This window comes from Chishuiella changwenlii (assembly GCF_900142565.1).
GTDB classification, from domain to species: domain Bacteria; phylum Bacteroidota; class Bacteroidia; order Flavobacteriales; family Weeksellaceae; genus Empedobacter; species Empedobacter changwenlii.
Genome location: NZ_FRBH01000008.1, coordinates 178,093 through 195,413, shown reverse-complemented (window position 1 = coordinate 195,413; position 17,321 = coordinate 178,093). Strand labels below are relative to the sequence as shown.

Annotated in this window: 15 protein-coding genes; 11 read left to right on the top strand and 4 right to left on the bottom strand. The window is 26.6% G+C overall.

Translation table 11 applies throughout. The features are described from left to right. Window positions 1-39: 39 nt before the first annotated feature. From BUA86_RS11515 to BUA86_RS11470, 10 genes are all read left to right on the top strand, one after another. Entirely contained in the window at window positions 40-951 is a 912-nt protein-coding gene (locus BUA86_RS11515; protein WP_072932793.1) for a glycosyltransferase family 2 protein, read from the top strand. A gap of 7 nt (window positions 952-958) precedes the next feature. Further along, on the top strand, window positions 959-2,020 hold the full coding sequence (locus BUA86_RS11510; RefSeq protein WP_072932792.1) for a glycosyltransferase: 1,062 nt from the start codon (window positions 959-961) through the stop codon (window positions 2,018-2,020). Window positions 2,021-2,055: 35 nt separating this feature from the next. After that, window positions 2,056-3,126 (top strand): EpsG family protein, encoded by a 1,071-nt coding sequence (locus tag BUA86_RS11505; RefSeq protein ID WP_072932790.1) that lies wholly within the window; start codon window positions 2,056-2,058, stop codon window positions 3,124-3,126. Beyond that, window positions 3,114-3,962, top strand: coding sequence for a glycosyltransferase family protein (locus BUA86_RS11500; RefSeq protein WP_072932788.1), 849 nt, complete (start codon window positions 3,114-3,116; stop codon window positions 3,960-3,962). Before BUA86_RS11505 ends, BUA86_RS11500 begins: the two co-directional genes overlap by 13 nt. Beyond that, entirely contained in the window at window positions 3,956-4,675 is a 720-nt protein-coding gene (locus BUA86_RS11495; RefSeq protein WP_072932786.1) for a glycosyltransferase family 2 protein, read from the top strand. Before BUA86_RS11500 ends, BUA86_RS11495 begins: the two co-directional genes overlap by 7 nt. Then, the gene (locus tag BUA86_RS11490; protein WP_072932785.1) at window positions 4,672-5,856 is read left to right on the top strand and encodes a right-handed parallel beta-helix repeat-containing protein; all 1,185 of its coding nucleotides are present in this window, start codon (window positions 4,672-4,674) and stop codon (window positions 5,854-5,856) included. Before BUA86_RS11495 ends, BUA86_RS11490 begins: the two co-directional genes overlap by 4 nt. A gap of 9 nt (window positions 5,857-5,865) precedes the next feature. After that, window positions 5,866-6,978 carry a glycosyltransferase gene (locus BUA86_RS11485; RefSeq protein WP_072932783.1) on the top strand — a complete coding sequence of 371 codons (1,113 nt, stop codon included), beginning with the start codon at window positions 5,866-5,868 and terminating at the stop codon, window positions 6,976-6,978. Next, window positions 6,975-7,877, top strand: coding sequence for an NAD-dependent epimerase/dehydratase family protein (locus tag BUA86_RS11480; RefSeq protein WP_072932781.1), 903 nt, complete (start codon window positions 6,975-6,977; stop codon window positions 7,875-7,877). The genes BUA86_RS11485 and BUA86_RS11480 overlap by 4 nt, the downstream gene beginning before the upstream one ends. 2 nt (window positions 7,878-7,879) lie before the next feature. Then, window positions 7,880-8,431 carry a sugar transferase gene (locus BUA86_RS11475; RefSeq protein ID WP_072932780.1) on the top strand — a complete coding sequence of 184 codons (552 nt, stop codon included), beginning with the start codon at window positions 7,880-7,882 and terminating at the stop codon, window positions 8,429-8,431. A gap of 65 nt (window positions 8,432-8,496) precedes the next feature. Then, window positions 8,497-9,630 carry a DegT/DnrJ/EryC1/StrS family aminotransferase gene (locus tag BUA86_RS11470; RefSeq protein ID WP_072932778.1) on the top strand — a complete coding sequence of 378 codons (1,134 nt, stop codon included), beginning with the start codon at window positions 8,497-8,499 and terminating at the stop codon, window positions 9,628-9,630. Between the two features lie 64 nt (window positions 9,631-9,694). Here BUA86_RS11470 and BUA86_RS11465 read toward each other — a convergent pair whose 3' ends face one another. The 4 genes from BUA86_RS11465 to BUA86_RS11450 form a co-directional block, all read right to left on the bottom strand. Then, complete coding sequence (locus BUA86_RS11465) at window positions 9,695-12,073, bottom strand: GumC family protein (RefSeq protein ID WP_072932776.1); 2,379 nt, start codon at window positions 12,071-12,073, stop codon at window positions 9,695-9,697. Between the two features lies 1 nt (window position 12,074). Further along, on the bottom strand, window positions 12,075-12,848 hold the full coding sequence (locus BUA86_RS11460; protein WP_072932774.1) for a polysaccharide biosynthesis/export family protein: 774 nt from the start codon (window positions 12,846-12,848) through the stop codon (window positions 12,075-12,077). After that, the gene (locus tag BUA86_RS11455; protein ID WP_262891204.1) at window positions 12,838-14,778 is read right to left on the bottom strand and encodes a polysaccharide biosynthesis protein; all 1,941 of its coding nucleotides are present in this window, start codon (window positions 14,776-14,778) and stop codon (window positions 12,838-12,840) included. Before BUA86_RS11455 ends, BUA86_RS11460 begins: the two co-directional genes overlap by 11 nt. A 98-nt stretch (window positions 14,779-14,876) precedes the next feature. Continuing rightward, the gene (locus tag BUA86_RS11450) at window positions 14,877-16,142 is read right to left on the bottom strand and encodes an OmpA family protein (protein ID WP_072932770.1); all 1,266 of its coding nucleotides are present in this window, start codon (window positions 16,140-16,142) and stop codon (window positions 14,877-14,879) included. Window positions 16,143-16,346: 204 nt separating this feature from the next. On the opposite strand from BUA86_RS11450, the gene BUA86_RS11445 reads away from it, so the two are divergent. After that, entirely contained in the window at window positions 16,347-17,282 is a 936-nt protein-coding gene (locus BUA86_RS11445) for a ribose-phosphate pyrophosphokinase (RefSeq protein ID WP_072932768.1), read from the top strand. The last annotated feature ends 39 nt before the right edge of the window (window positions 17,283-17,321 follow it).

Sequence of the window (17,321 nt, the reverse complement as noted above, 5' to 3'; positions counted from 1 at the left end):
TTTTCTAATGATTTTATCATTAATATGAATAGATAAATAATGGTAGAGGTCTCTATAATAATAGTAAACTATAATACATATCAGCTTGTTGTAGATTGTATACGTTCTGTATATGAGAAAACTAAAGACACAAAGTTTGAAATTATTGTAGTTGATAATTTATCTCCGAATAGAGAGATAGAAGAATTAAATTTATTATTTCCAGATGTAAAGCTTGTTTTAAATAATAAAAATGCAGGTTTTGGAGCAGCAAATAATATAGGTGCTAAACATGCTCTAGGAAAATATTTGTTTTTGTTAAATTCAGATACTATTTTAATTAATGACGCAATTAGTATTTTGACTATAAATTTCGAGAAACTTCCCAAAGCTGGAGTTGTTGGAGCTAATCTTTATTCAGAAGATTTAAAGGCAATAGGTTCTTATGAAAATACTTTTCCAGGGCTTATGTCAGATATTAATTTGTTATTTAATGATCTAATATTTAAATTGAAATATAGAAATTATCTGCGCTTTAACAAAACCCTTGAAATAAAAAAAATAGGTGGTTATATCTATGGTGCAGACTTTTTTATTAGAAAAGATATTTTTGAGAAATCTGGAACTTTCGATGAAGATTTCTTTATGTATTCTGAGGAAACTGAATTATCAAAAAGAATTAAAAACTTAGGGTATGAATTCTATTCAATACCAGAAGCTAAAATTATACATTTGGAAGGTGGTTCACAAGAAGGATTCAGTGATCTTAAGATTTCTTGGTTGTTTGAGAGTAAAAAATTATATTATAGAAAAACAAGAACATCATTTTATAAAATTTCTCAGTATCTACTATATTTAAGCATGTTAAGAAGCCTATTTTTTGGATTAATTACAGATAATAAATCAAAAAAGGAAGTTTGTATTAAATTTCTAAATTTTATAAAAAAAGATTTATTCAAAAAAACTATATAAATATACAATGAGAGGCAAATACATTTACATATCAAATTATAGAAATACTGTACGAGAAGGTGGTATGTCTAGAAACGTTGCATTTTATAATCATCTCAAAGAGAAAAATTTTTTAATTATTAACGCGTATCATAAAATATATTTAATAAGATTTATAAATAATTTTATACTCCTTTTAAAATTATTTTATGTTAGAGATAAAAAAATTATTATTCATCAAAGTTCAATAATCCTATTATTTCCAATTTTTACTTGGAAAATTATGAGAAATATTTATAAATTATATCTAGAAAAAATTTCTTCAAAAAATAAGCTTTACATAGAAGTAAATGATTTGCCAATTGAACAAGCTAAAGATTTAGATTTAATAATTAATAATAACTATGTTTACTTTCAAGATGTGATATATTCATTAAAAGATACACATTATATATATGCCTCTTATGAGATGGAAAAGTACAATAGACTAAAATATAGTCAAAATAAGTCTAATAATCAAGTTATTATTAATGGTGGAAACGAGCTTAAGAATAATTCAATCTCGATTAAAGAATTGAATATAAAAATTGATAGTTCAAAAATTAACATTATTTATGCTGGTAGTTTAAATAAAGGCAGGCAAATAGAGTGGCTTATTGATATATTTAACAACTTAGAATCTAATTTATTATTATTGGGTGAAAGTGGGAATTGGATAAATAGTTTCAAAAAAAGCAATAATGTTTCTTACTTAGGAGAGTTTAGTGAAGATGAGGCCCAAATAATTGCAAGTCATTGTGATCTTGGTATTGTTCCATATGATGATAATAGATTTTATTATAATCTATGTTATCCAACTAAAAATTCTTTTTATATATGTTCTGGAATACCTTTTTTATCAACTAAACTAAGAGAATCATATCAATTATTGAATAGTCTCAATGTAGCATATTTTTTAGATAAAGATGAATTTGTAGATCAGATAAATAATTTAACAAAGGAAAAAATCTATGACAAGAAAAAAAATGTAAACCAAATAATGCCTATTTTTAGTTGGAACAAAATACTTAATAAATTGGTAATAGACTAATTTATTGAAAAATTAACAATTATTATTTTATAACTTTGGAATCATATTATTTACTAGTAATTATTTTAATACCGATATTATTACTGAGTTTTTTCAGTAAAAAATTAGCAACAATATTATTATCAGTAATTTTAATCTTTTTTGCAGGGACTAGATTAAACGTAGATAATGATTATTATCTTTATAAATATTTTTTTAGCACTATTAAATTTGGTTATGAATATTTTAAAGTAAATTATAAAAACTTAGAATTATGTATTTTTTTTATAGTTAATTCTAGTAAACTATTTTTTTCTACACAATCAGATATTATAAATGCTAGTTTTTTCTCATTTGCATTAATTGCTGTTTCATTGAAAATGTACAGTATATATAAATATTCTAATTTTTTTATACTTAGTACAATTTTCTATGTAACAAGCTTATACTTTATGCATGAGCTAACAACAATAAGAGCAGGAGTTTCTGCAGGAATATTATTATTAATGATTAATGATTTCGAAGAAGAAAATGATAAACTATTTTCTATAAAACTATTAATATCATTAATTTTTCATTATTCAAGTATATTATTAATACCACTTTATATTGTACTAAGATTTATTAAAAATATCAAATATTATTATTACATATTAATTGCTAGTATTATTATAGGAATTCTTAAAATTAATATTCTTCAGTTATTGTTTTTAGATAGAGTATTTCCTAAAATAAAAGCATACATTGAGATGACCGATTCAATGAAAATAGCAAAAGTTAATTTATTTAATTTCAAAATATTATTTTCATTATTTATATTTATAATATTTTGTTATAATTATAAATTCTTGTCTAAAAAAAAGTATTTTGATGTATTATTCAAGATACATATCATTAGTATAGCAATATTTTATGCTCTTAGTCCCACAAATATTGTATTTTCTTTAAGGTCATTTGAATTATTATCAATCATTCAAATATTTTTAGCTCCTATGTTAATTTATCTATTCGATTTAAAATCTAGATGGATTGGATATGCAATTGTTTTAGGTTTTTCTGTAATACAACTTTACTATATTATTTCAATACAAGACATTTTTAAACCTTATAAATCATGGTTTTTTTAAATCAAATTTTATTTATCATAGTAACTTATAAAGAAGAATTCTATAAATGTAATTCTTATACAACTTTGATAAATAGTTTTAATAGCTCATCTCTTGAAAATAAAAAGCTTAATATTTTTATTGCTGATAATACAGATATAGAAGGATGGGAATGTAGCATTATAAAACCTGATAATAATATTTTTATTAATTATCAAAAATATGATAATCCAGGGCTGTCTTTTGCATATAATAAAGGTGCTGAATTTGCAAAAGAGAATAATTATTCATGGTTAGTCCTACTAGATCAAGATACAATGCTTCCTACAAATTTTTTTGATGAATATAATGATGCAATTAATAATGATGATAACATACCTTTAAAGGTTCCGTTAATATTAATTGATAATGATAAAATTTTATCTCCTGCTAAATATATTAATTATAGATCTATCTTGTATAATGATTTAAATAAAGGGATTATGAATTTAAATGGTCATTCTTTTATTAATACAGGAATGTTTATTAACACTGATTTCTTTATAAAAATAAAAGGATATAATGAAAATATTAAACTGGATTTTAGTGATCATGATTTTATATATAAATGTAAGAAATTTATTAATAAATTTGAGGTATTACCTATTAAGCTAGTACAAGATTTTTCATCCATAACGAATACTAAGGAGCAAGCAATTAAAAGATATTCTCTTTATTTAAGAGACTTAAAAGCATTTAAAATAAAGAAAGAAAATAGACTTTCTCTTTTTATCAATGCAGATTTACGAAGGCTTGTAAAGTTAGTAATTCAATATAAATCTTTCGATTTCATTAAAATAAGATTAAAAAAATGGTAAGTGTTTGTATAACAACATATAATGGAGGTTTGTTTATTAAACAACAATTAGATTCTATTATAATGCAGCTAGATGAGAATGATGAAATTATTGTTTCTGATGATGGATCAAGTGATATAACACTACAAATTCTTGAGCATTATAATGATAACAGAATAAAAGTTTTACATCATAAGCCTAAAAAAAGTAAATATAAATTTACCCTAACAACAAATAATTTTGAAAATGCATTAAGAGAAGCCAAAGGGGATTATATTTTTTTTGCAGATCAAGATGATATTTGGGAAAATAACAAAGTTGAAGAATGTTTAAAAATTTTTAATCAAGGATATGATGCTATTTTGCATGATTGTAATATAATTGACCAAAATAATGAAGTAATAATAAACTCATATTTTTCTGTAAATAATTCTAAGAAAGGTATTTTTAAAAATATATTAAAAAATTCATATTTAGGATGTTGTATGGCTATTAATAAAAAATATATTGATAGAATATTACCTTTTCCAGAAGAATCTGTTCCTCATGATATGTGGATTGGTATCATTTATGATTATTTTGGTAAATCAATTATTACGGATAAAAAATTGATTTCATATAGAAGGCATGGTAATAATTTATCTCCTTCAGGAGAAAAAAGTAGAAATAGTTTTTTATTTAAAGTTCTATATAGAATAATATTTATAAAAGCTTTTTTAAAAAGAATAGTATGAAGAAACTGATTTTAACTTTTATATTTTTCATAAGTATAAATGGTTTTGGCCAGAAATTTAGCAAGGAATATTTAAATCATTATTATACAGAAGTAGAGCAATCAAATTCATCAGATATTGATGGTAAAATTGTTGTAAAATTTGAAAATAAAATTTATATATTAAATGATTTTCTATTAGGTAATCAAATAAATGCAAAATTTTTTGGTGTTAAGGCAGATGGAGTGTCTGATGATACGACTAATTTACAAGATGCAATAAATTTTTGTACTAAAAAAGGATTAACATTATTTCTACCCACAGGTAAAATTATAACTTCTAGAGATTTAAATATAAACTTAGATAAAAATGCATCAACTAAATTTAGATTAATTGGAAATGGAATATCAAACACAATTATTTTAAATATTGGTGAAAAAACGGAAATCGTATTAAATGTCAATGGTAATTATTATGATATGTTTTCTATGAAAGATTTTAGTATAGAAAGAATAGATGGAGAAAAACCTAGTGGAGGAATTGGTATAAAATTAAACAAACTGGTTTATTCAAACTTTGAAAATATAGATATTTTTCGTTTTAAAACAGCATTGTTAGCAAATGATGTTTCATCTTCAAGCTTCAAAAATGTTAATGGAAGATGGGGAGAAAATGGTGTTATACTTACAATGGAGCCAAATGGTATGTCAAATCCAAATCTAATAGAATTTAGATCATGTATTTTTAATTCAAATTTGGAATGGGGAATAAAAATTGATAATGCTCATAATGTGAACTTTTACAATTCACTATTTGAAGATAATGGTAAAGGAGGAATATATACAACATATAATAACTCTAATGGAGCTGTATCAATTAATGTTAACAATTCTTACTTTGAAGCTAATAAGGGCTACGATATTTATTTAAAATCATATGGCCAAGGAAGTCACAACTTTTATGGAAATACATTTAATAGAGTTTCAAAAGATAAATTCACGGATCATAATATTTTTGTTGAAATAGATTCATCAGTACCTGATTTTTTTGATAATACTGTAACAACTATAGGAAATGGGTTTTTTTCAGCAGGAACGTATAATCCTTCAGAAAAAAGAAAGGCAATTAAAATAGTTGAGAACAATAAAAAAGTAAAAATTATAGATAATAATTCTTATAGAACTGATAAAGAAAAATTATAAAAATTTATAATGAAAATATTACAATTTGGGAAAGCGTATCCTCCTGCAAATTTAGGAGGAGTAGAGGTTGTCATACAATTATTAATGGAAGGATTAAATGATAATGAAGTTTTGTGTGATACTTTAGGGGTTAATGATAAAAGAATATATAAGGAGGATAAGTATAAAAATGGAACTATATTTAGATGTAAATTGGTTTTAAAAAAATTTTCTACTCTTTTTTCATTTCAAGTTGTAAGAAAATTAAATAAAATAAAAGATAACTATGATATAATTCATGTTCATTCACCTGATCCTATGGCAGCTATAGCTCTATTCTTAATAAAACCTAAGAAACCTATAGTACTTCACTGGCATAGTGATATATTAAAACAAAAGCTTCTTTTGTTTTTTTATAAACCTTTACTTAAATGGTTAATGAAAAAATCAGAAGTTATAATAGCAACAAGCCCTAATTATATTGAAGGTTCGAAATTATTAAATCTATTTGTAGAAAAATGTAAAGTTGTTCCCATTGGTATTGATACACATAAGAGAACTGAAGAAAATAATAGATTTTTGTCTTTTGAAAATAAAAAAATTATCTTTTCTTTAGGAAGATTAGCTTATTATAAAGGATTTCAGTATTTAATAGAGGCAGGAATAGATTTACCAGATGATGTGAATATTGTAATTGCTGGTGAAGGAGATGAGCAAAAAAAACTTGAAGCTATTATTGAAAAACATAAATTAAAAAATAAAGTTTTTTTAATAGGTAAGATTAATGAAACAGAAAAAGATTTTTTTTTCAGAATAGCTAAGATTTTTGTTTTGAGTTCTATTTTTAAAACCGAAGCTTATGCTATAGTTCAAGTTGAAGCTTTATCTTATGGTATTCCAATTATATCAACACAAATTCATGGATCTGGTGTTGATTGGGTAAATGTTAATGGTATTACTGGTATAACAGTTCCTATTATGGATTCTAAAAGCATTTCAAATGCAATAAACAATATCTTATATGATGAAGAATTGTATAATACATATTCAAAAAATAGCCTGGAGAGGTATAGAGAATTTCTTACTAGAGATAAAATGATAAAAGAAACAATTTCGATATATAAAAATATTTTATCACAATGATGATTTCTATTCTTGGAGCAAATAGTTTCATTGGAAATAATTTATTTTCATTTTTTTCATCACATGAAATTATTAAAGTTTCATTAAGACAAACTGATTGGTCTTCTCAAATCAAGTATTCTGAGATTCTTATAAATCTTATAGGTAAAGCACATGATCATCAAAATTTGGCAACTGAACAAGAATTTTTTTATGTGAATGTTAGTCTGACTAAAGATATTTTTAACGAGTTTATTAATTCTGAAGCAAAATTGTTAATTCATGTAAGTTCTTTAGCAGCATTAGAAGAATTTGAATCTATAAAACCGTTGGATGAAGAAGAAAAATGTAATCCAAATTCTTGGTATGGAAAATCAAAGCTAGAAGCAGAATTATGGTTGATGAACCAAAATATTCCACCTCATAAAAAAATAATAATTTTGAGACCGCCTATGATTCATGGAGTTGGAGATAAAGGAAATTTAGGATTGTTATATAAATTAATATCTAAAGGAATACCTTACCCGTTATCATCTTTTAAAAATAAAAGATCTTTTCTTTCTATAGATAATTTTAATTTCTTTATAGAGAAGATAGTCCAGAATTATGAAAGTTTAGATTCAGGAATTTATCATGTAGCGGATGATGAGTCTTTGTCTACAAATGAGCTTATAAGTGTAATTAAAAAAGTTGAGAATAAAAGTATAATAAATTTAGCTTTTCCTAAATTCGTTATTAAAGGAATTGCTATAATTGGAGATTATATTCCTATACCATTAAATAGTATTAGATTGAAAAAGATGACAAGTGATTTAGAAGTATCCAACCAAAAAATAAAAACAGCTTTAGGTATTGATAAATTACCTTTAACAGCTGAAGCAGGCTTAATAAAAACAATAAAAAGCTTTAAAAATAAATAACAATGACACGATTATTTGATTTCATATTTTCATTTTTTGGATTACTATTTTTATGGCCAATAGGAATACTTTTATATATCATAGGTTTATTTGATACTGGATCTCCTATTTTTCTACAAGAACGAGTTGGAAAAAATAAAAAGGCATTTAAACTTATAAAATTTAGAACAATGGATATTAATACCAAATCTGTTGCTTCTCATTTAGCTAGCCAAGCTCAAGTAACAAAATTTGGATCATTTCTTAGAAAATCTAAACTAGATGAATTACCTCAATTAATTAATGTATTGATCGGAGACATGAGTTTAGTTGGTGCTCGTCCATGCTTATTTAATCAAGAAGAATTAATTGCTGAAAGAGAAAAGAGAGGTGTGTTTAATCATTTGCCTGGAATAACAGGTTTAGGTCAAATCAATAATGTTGATATGTCAACTCCTGAAAAATTAGCAAAATTAGATGCTGAAATGTACCAGACAATTTCAATTTCAAATTATTTTAAATATATATTAGCAACACTTACAGGAAGTGGACAGGGAGATAAAGTTGGAAAATAAAATTTAAAAGAAGTTCAAAATTTGAACTTCTTTTTTTATCTTGTTGCTAAATCAACACAAACTATATGAATTCAAGAATTTGGTTATCTTCTCCTCATCTTTCTGGTAATGAGATAAAATATATTGAAGATGCTTTTGAAAAAAACTGGGTTACTTCAATAGGTGATAATTTAAATGATTTTGAAAATAAACTTGAAGAATATTTAGGTGAAGATTCATACGTAATTTTACTTAATACTTGTACTTCAGCTATACATTTAGCTTTGATAGAATGTGGAATCGGATATGGAGATGAGGTAATTTGTCAGTCGATGACATTTTCTGCCTCCGCTAATCCAATTACTTATTGTGGAGCTACTCCAATTTTTGTAGATTCAGAATCTGATACTTGGAATATTTGTCCAATTGCTTTAGAAGAAGCTATTGTAGATAGAATTTCTAAAGGGGTTAAACCAAAAGCAATTATTGCTGTACATTTATATGGAATGCCTTATAAAATAGATGAGATTCATAGAGTTGCACATAAACATAATATTCCTATTATTGAGGATGCTGCAGAAGCATTAGGCTCTACATATAAAGGTAAAGCTACAGGAACTTTTGGTCGATTCGGTACGATATCGTTCAATGGGAATAAAATTATTACAACTTCAGGAGGAGGAGCTTTAATCTGTCAATCAAAAAAAGAAAAAGAAAGAGTAATTTTTTTAGCGACTCAGGCAAGAGATGATGCTCCACACTATCAGCATTCACAGATTGGTTACAATTATCGAATGAGTAATATTTTAGCTGGTATAGGAAGGGGACAAATGGAGGTTTTAGAAGATAGAATAATTGCTCGGAGAGCGATGAATAGTTTTTATCAAAATTTATTTGCTGATATTAATGGAGTAGAAGTATTTAAAGAACCATCTACAGATTTTTATTCTAATCATTGGTTATCCGCTATTTTGATTGATTCAAAAGTAACAGGTAAAACAAGAGAAGATTTACTGTTAGCTTTTTTAGAAGATAATATTGAATCTCGTCCTTTATGGAAGCCAATGCATTTACAACCTATTTTTAAGAATTTGCCTTATTATGGTAGTAATGTTTCTGAAAAACTTTTTGAAAACGGACTATGTCTACCTTCTGGCTCTAATTTAACTGATCAAGATAGATTTAGAATATCAAAAGTAGTTGTAGATTTCTTTAAGTAAGATTACTTAATTAAGATATTAAATAAAAACCCAGAAGTTTTTACTTCTGGGTTTTTATTAAAACCTATTTTCGTTTAAATAATTTCTTAAAAAAATTATTCCCATTATGATGGTCACCATAACCATAACCATAACCATAACCATAACCTTTTGAGAAGTCTACATCATTGATTACCATACTCATATTTTTAATACGGTTTTCAGTATACATTTCTCGCGGAACAGCTAACATACGTTTGTCTAAATAGTGAGCTCTTACAACATACATTGTTAAATCAGCACTTTCAGTCAATAGCAATGTATCAGTAACTAAGCTAACAGGAGCTGTATCAACAAGAACATAATCATAATGCTGTTTTCCATATTGCACTATTTCGTCAAAACGTCCGTTCATTAATAATTCTGATGGGTTAGGAGCTATTTGTCCAGAATAGATTACATCAAATTTATAATTAGCAGGCTTCTTAATTATAATATCATCCATTGAAACATCTTTAGATGATAAGTATTCAGTTACACCATATCTATGATTATATTCGCTTGTAATGCCTAAATAATCTAAAACTTTAGGACTACGAATATCAGCACCAATTAATAAGACAGATTTTCCAGACATGGTTAAGATTTGAGCAAAATTTGTAGATACAAAAGATTTACCTTCTCCACTTGTTGTTGAGGTAATAAAAATTGCTTTAGAATCATTTGTATTTTTCAACAAAAAGTTGATATTCGTTCTTAAAATTCTAAATGCTTCTGATGCACTTGAATTATCATTGTTTTCAATGATTGATATATTACTTTTAGGTATTTGTCCTGCAATTGGAGCACCTACAGCTTTTTCGACATCTTCTTTAGAGTGAACAGTATTATTTAATAATTTATAGATGTAAATAATAATAAAAGGAATTAAAAAACCTAAAATTAATGCAGCTCCAAGAATTATGATTTTTTTAGGAGCAACAGGAATTTTGTCCTCATATGCATAATCAACAATTTTAATATTTTGTGGAGTTGAAGCAGATTTTATTTCATTTTCTTCACGCTTTTGTAATAAAAATAAATATAAAGACTCAACAATTTGTTGCTGACGGGCAATATTTCTAAAACCACGTTCGTGTGTTGGAACTTTCTGAATTCTTCCTTCGATTTGATTTTGTTTGCTCTGAATGGAATTTAACATTGTCTGAGTGTTATTTTTATATAATCTCAAACTATTCTTCAAATTCCTTTTTACATCATTTATTTGTTCTTGTAACTTGATTACATTAGGATGTTCTACTGTTACAGATTTTAGCATATCCTCTTTTGTTAAAATTAATTCATTATATGAACTAATTTCTGCTGAAATAGCTTTATCATCTAACCCAATGTTTGAAGGTAATAAATTTGTCTTTGATGAATTTAATTCATTTGACATGTAATTAACTAACTGAACCTGAGTGGTTGATTCTAAAAGTTTTTTATCATTTTCAGCAGCACTTTCTAAGAATATTCCAGCTTCTGAACCTATATCGGTAATTTTATTTTTAACTTTATAATCTTCAATATTCTTATCAGAATCACTTAAATCTTTAGAAACAATTTCTAAACGACTATTAATAAATTTTGAAGTTGTTTGAGTTAGTTTTTGCTCATCTTCAACAATATCATTATTATAAGCAGTAACTAAATCATTTATAACTATTTTAGATATTTCTGGTACAGCTCCAATTAAAGAAAAATTAATAATCTTTGAACTTGATTCACTATTTGGTTCTATAACAATAGCTTTTTGAATTTGCGCAACTTTTTTATCAACTGTTGTAATTGATAAAATAATTTTTTTATCAATATTTTCAGAAATATTATGATTTGGACTAATAATATAGTTCCCTAATTCTCCAGTGATTTTTTGTCCAAAAGAATACTCTTTTTCATCTTTAGTTTGCTTATTTTCTAATTTAAATTTAGTATTTGATAAGACTTTGATGATAAAATTGTCATCGTTTAAGACCTCTTCATTTCTTTTATGAATTAAAATGATTTTTACAGGAGAATTAGTCTCATATAATTGTTTTTTTACTATGCCCTTTGAATCAAAATATTCAATATTTAAATTATTTTTCTGAACTACTTTAGTAATTAATCGCTTTGATTTTAAGATATCTATTTGATCACCAACTTCAGCATTTAGTGAAGATCCACCTAATAAAGCTTGATCCATCATACTAGCAATATCTCCTTTTCCTCCTGCATCTTTATCATTCAATAATATTTTAGAAGAAACTTTATATTGTTTTTCAACTGTTTTTACATAAATAATAGCTATTGTAATAGCTAATATTAATCCTAAAACAAACCATTTCCAATAATATAAGTATTGTTCTATAAGTTGTCTAATATTTATGTTTTCTTCGATTTCTTCAGAGAAGGTATTTTCTTTGTATTTATTTTGAGTATTCATATTACTTTCTTAAAATAATTGCAATGGTAGATGTTACTGATATAATAATACCAGCTACTGATATCAACACTGAATAGTTTGGTCCAACCTTAGAACCTGACATTCTAGCCCTGTTAGGTTCTACATATACTACATCATTTTGAGCTAAATAATATACTGGTGAATCTAAAATATCTTTAGATGTTATATCTACATTGTAGGTGTTTTTTACTCCATTTTGTTCTCTAATCACCATAATATTTTTTCTAACACCATTAATTGTTAAATCTCCAGCCATACCTAGTGCCTCTAAAATAGTTACACGATCATTTGGAATAGTAAAATAACCAGGTCTTGTAACTTCACCTATAACACTAATTCTAAAATTAGTATAATTGATATTTACACCTGGATTAACAATATATTTTGATAATTTTTCTTTTAATATATTTTCCGCCTCAACTCTTGTAAAACCTCCAACTTTAATTTGACCAAGTAATGGATAATTTATATTTCCGTTTTGATCAACTGTATAAACTTTCGCATATGGATTATTTTGCATTCCAGAATTCATCTGATAAATACTTTGCTGATTAAAAGGTTCTGTAGCCTTCATATCAGCAGCAGTTACGCTTATAGCTAGCATATCAGAAGACTGTATTTTTGGAATAAATTCTTCGTATTTTGTAACAGATGGTTGATTGCCTTGAAAATAAACTAATTCTTCTCTTTTGGCGCAAGATGAAATAATTAATACAAAAGTTAAGATTAAGAATTTCAGGTATTTATCTTTCATAAATATAATTATCGAGTTTTTCAAATTCTGAGTTTTGTGATTTAAATTCTGGAACAATTTCTTTCAGCTTTGTTACTAACAGAATTACATGTTCTTTATTGTTTATTTTTGATGATATTTTGCACAAATCATCAATCATTATTTTATTTTCAGAGAATCTTAATGTATTTACTTTCGCAATCATTATTTTTTCATGATGAGTTTTTATTGTGTTTTCATCATTTGCTAATAATTCTTCATAAATTTTCTCTCCTGGTCGAAGTCCAACGATTTCTATGTCAATCTCTTCAGGGTATTTAAAACCACTTAATCGAATCATTCTTTTTGCAAGATCAATAATTTTCATGGATTTTCCCATATCAAAAACGAAAACTTCTCCACCTTGTCCCATTACAGCAGCTTCTAAAACTAAATTACAAGCTTCTGGAATTGTCATAAAATATCGTGTAATATCTGGATGTGTTACTGTTAAAGGACCCCCATTTTCAAGTTGCTTTTTAAACAATGGAATTACTGATCCATTAGATCCTAATACATTTCCAAAACGTGTAACAATATAATTTGTTTTAGAAATACAATTAATTGAACTAACGTAGATTTCAGCAGCTCTTTTTGTAGCACCCATTACATTTGTAGGATTTACAGCTTTATCAGTCGAAATCATTACAAATTTTTCAGCTTCATATTTATTTGCTAAATCAGCTATAATTTTAGTTCCTAATATATTTGTATTAATCGCTTCAGATGGGAATTTTTCCATTAAAGGAACATGTTTATAAGCTGCAGCATGGAATACTATTTGAGGATTATGTTCCCTAAATAAATTTTCCATTCTATGTAAATCTCGAACATCAGAAACAACATATTCAATAGCACTATACCTTTCTTCTGAAATGTTTACTTTTAAAGCTTGTTGAAGATCATAGATTGCAGATTCTGCCTGATCTAAAACAATCAATTTATCGAAATCCATTCTTGCAAGCTGACGAGCAATTTCACTTCCAATAGAACCAGCAGCACCAGTTACTAACACTCTTTTTCCTCTTATATGCTCATTTAAAATAGGATTCTTAACTTTTATAGATTCTCTTCCTAATAAATCTTCAATTTTCAATTGCTTAATTTGACTAGATTTATAAGTTCCGTCAATCCATTTCGTAATTGGAGGAGTTATTTTTATTTCGACAGGGAAATCTTCTAAAGATTTAGAAAGTTCTAAAATTTGATTAGCACTAATATTTTGGATTGAGATAATAATTTCAGAAATTTCATGACGCACGATAAATTGCTCATTGATTTCATCTACTGAATAAATTTTTATTCCATCTATTGTTTTTCCTATTTTATTTGGATTATTATCAATAAAACCTAGAATTTTATAATTAACTTCAGTTTCACCTTGTAAAATATCTCGGGTAACGTAACCTGCGTTTCCTGCACCGTAAATTAATACTTTTTTAATTCTTCTTTTTCTAATAATAAGAAATTCATATAACCATTTGTAGTATAATCTTGCAATAACCATAATTACAGTACAAACAAACAGATGAACAAATATGATAGAATATGACATTCTAAATGCCATATTAAAAAATGAAGAATCACTAAATTTTAATTCTATAAATTGTCTAAAAGTAAAAGATAATAAAAATAAAAATAAAGAAGCTGTAGCATTAGATAAGAATACATTTTCTGCATCTTTTAACCCTGTTTGTTTAATTACTCCTTTATATGTTTTGTAGTATAAAAAACAACATATAAATGTAAATAAAATTAATGGACATTTATAAATTAAACGCTCAATGCTAAATGTATTTAAAAAACTATTTAAGATAAAATTACTTAAAACATAGCTAAATAAGACAATAAAAATGTCAATTAACAATACAACCCAACGTGGTGCATTAAAGTGTTGATTAAAAGGGCTCAATATTATAGTAAATTTAGTAATGCGAATATATAAAAAAATCAGGAATAGAATTCCATTATAATGGTTAAACTATTCCTGATTATTATTGTTTATAGTATTTATTTTACTCTAAATACAACTCTTCTAGCTAATTGGTGAGAAGAAACTTGAGATTTTTTGAACTCAGCGTCTTCACCTTCTCCAATTGCAGTTAATTGAGATGCACTTGCTCCTTGACTTACTAATAATGCTTTAACATTCTCAGCTCTTCTACGAGATAAATCTTTATTGAAAGCAGCTCCACCAACTGGATCAGCATAACCTAAAATCTCAATTTGAGCTTCTGGTTTAGATTTTAAGTATTCAGAAACAAATTTGATACCTCCAACTGATTGTTGATATGGTTTATCAGAATTGTAGTCAAAATATACATTGATAATTCCAGAGTTAATCATTTGCTCTAAGAAATCAGCATCATTAACAACTGTTGAATTGTTTTGTGCATTTTGCTTGATGTATTCTTCGATGTTATCAGGGATACCATTTCCATTGTGGTCAATTGTAACACCTTTAGTATCAACAACTGCTCCTGGAGCTGAATTTGGCTCTTGATCTAAATAATCAGCAACACCATCTCCGTCAGTATCTTTTAACATTTCTTCGATGTTAGCAATACGATCTTCTAAATCAGAACGTTTTGGTTCATAAACCCAGTCAGCATGTTTTTCATTTTTACCTAAGTAAAATGTTAAACCTAATGTAGCATTCCATAATTCACCTCCAAATCCAGAACCTGAAGTTTTAGAATTACCATCAAATGCAACATCTTGACGAATATTTCTGATGTATGATAAGTCTCCAGTTAAAACAACTCTATCAGTTAATCTTAATTGTGGAGTAATACCAGCCATAACATTTACCATGTTATCGTTATCATCGAAAAGTTTTCCATCAACACCTTTAGTTGCTTCATTATTCATCCAAGAATATCCAGCACCCCCGTGAGCTAATAAACCGATACGGCTTGTCCAAGTTTCAAAATTTAAAACTCTACCTAAGTTTACAACCCCTTGTAAGTCTACACGGTAATAGTTAGATCTAAATCTTTCTACTCCTTCACCTTCTTTAATACGGTCATAACCACCATCTAATTTTAAACCAAATTTAGGGTTGAACATGTAACGTACACCAAAATCTGCGTGGTAAAAACTAGGTGTTTCAGAAAAATAACCAGGAGTTAATGCTTTTCTTGCTTTTGTAGCACCTCCGTTAGCTTCTATAGACCATTTGTTGTAATCGTCGTTACTTTTAGTTTCAGTTACTTCTTGCGCTTGAGCAAAAATACCCAAACCTACTATACTTAATAAGTACGAAATTTTTTTCATGAGAAAATATATTTAATTACGATTTATATACATTTTTAGTTAATAAAATAATATTAACACTTAAATAAGTTAATTATGTTAATATTATACAAAATTGTTGGTTTTTATTACTTCAATTACTGTGCCGAAATTAATTTTCGAGTTTTTTATTTCTATTTTGATTCATTTAAAGTATTTTTGTACAAATATTTCCCAAAACAAACAATGGAACAATCAGCATTTCTTTTTTCAACTAGAGGTTCAATAGGTTTAGCAACGCAAATTGCTGATTATTATGGACAAGAACTTGGTAAATCTAAAATAGTAGAGTTCAGCGATGGCGAATTTGTGCCTGCTTTTGAACAACCAATACGAGGAGCTCGTGTATTTTTAATTGGATCTACAATGCAACCTACAGATAACTTAATGGAATTACTTTTAATGTGTGATGCAGCAAAGAGAGCATCAGCAAAGAGTATTACTGTTGTTATCCCATATTTTGGTTTTGCACGTCAAGATCGTAAAGACGCTCCCCGTGTACCTATTGGTGCAAAATTGGTAGCGAAAATGCTAATGACAGCAGGTGCAACACGTGTAATGACAATGGATTTACATGCAGATCAAATTCAAGGATTTTTTGAAATTCCTGTTGATCATTTATTTGCATCAACAATTTTTGTAGAATATATTAATGGTTTAGGTTTAGATAACTTATGTATTGCTTCACCAGATATGGGAGGAGCAAAAAGAGCTAATACTTATGCTAAATATCTAAATGCAGATATTGTTATATGTCATAAAGAGCGAAAAGTAGCCAATCAAGTAGACAGTATGATGCTAATTGGAGAAGTAGAAGGAAAAAATGTCATTTTAGTAGATGACATGATTGACACTGCTGGAACTTTAGCTAAAGCTGCAGAATTAATAATGGAGAAAGGTGCGAAATCTGTTCGTGCAATTGCAACACACGGAATTTTATCTGGACAAGCTTATGAGCGACTTGATAACTCTATGTTAGCGGAAATTGCTATAACTGATAGTATTCCATTAAAAAATAATTCCATAAGTAAAATAAAAGTGTTATCTTGCGCTCCGCTTTTTGCTGATGTTATGCATTTAGTACATAGCAATAAATCAATAAGTCAACGTTTTGTTATTTAATGGTTTAGCTAAAAATTAAAATTATTTTTATTTAATATA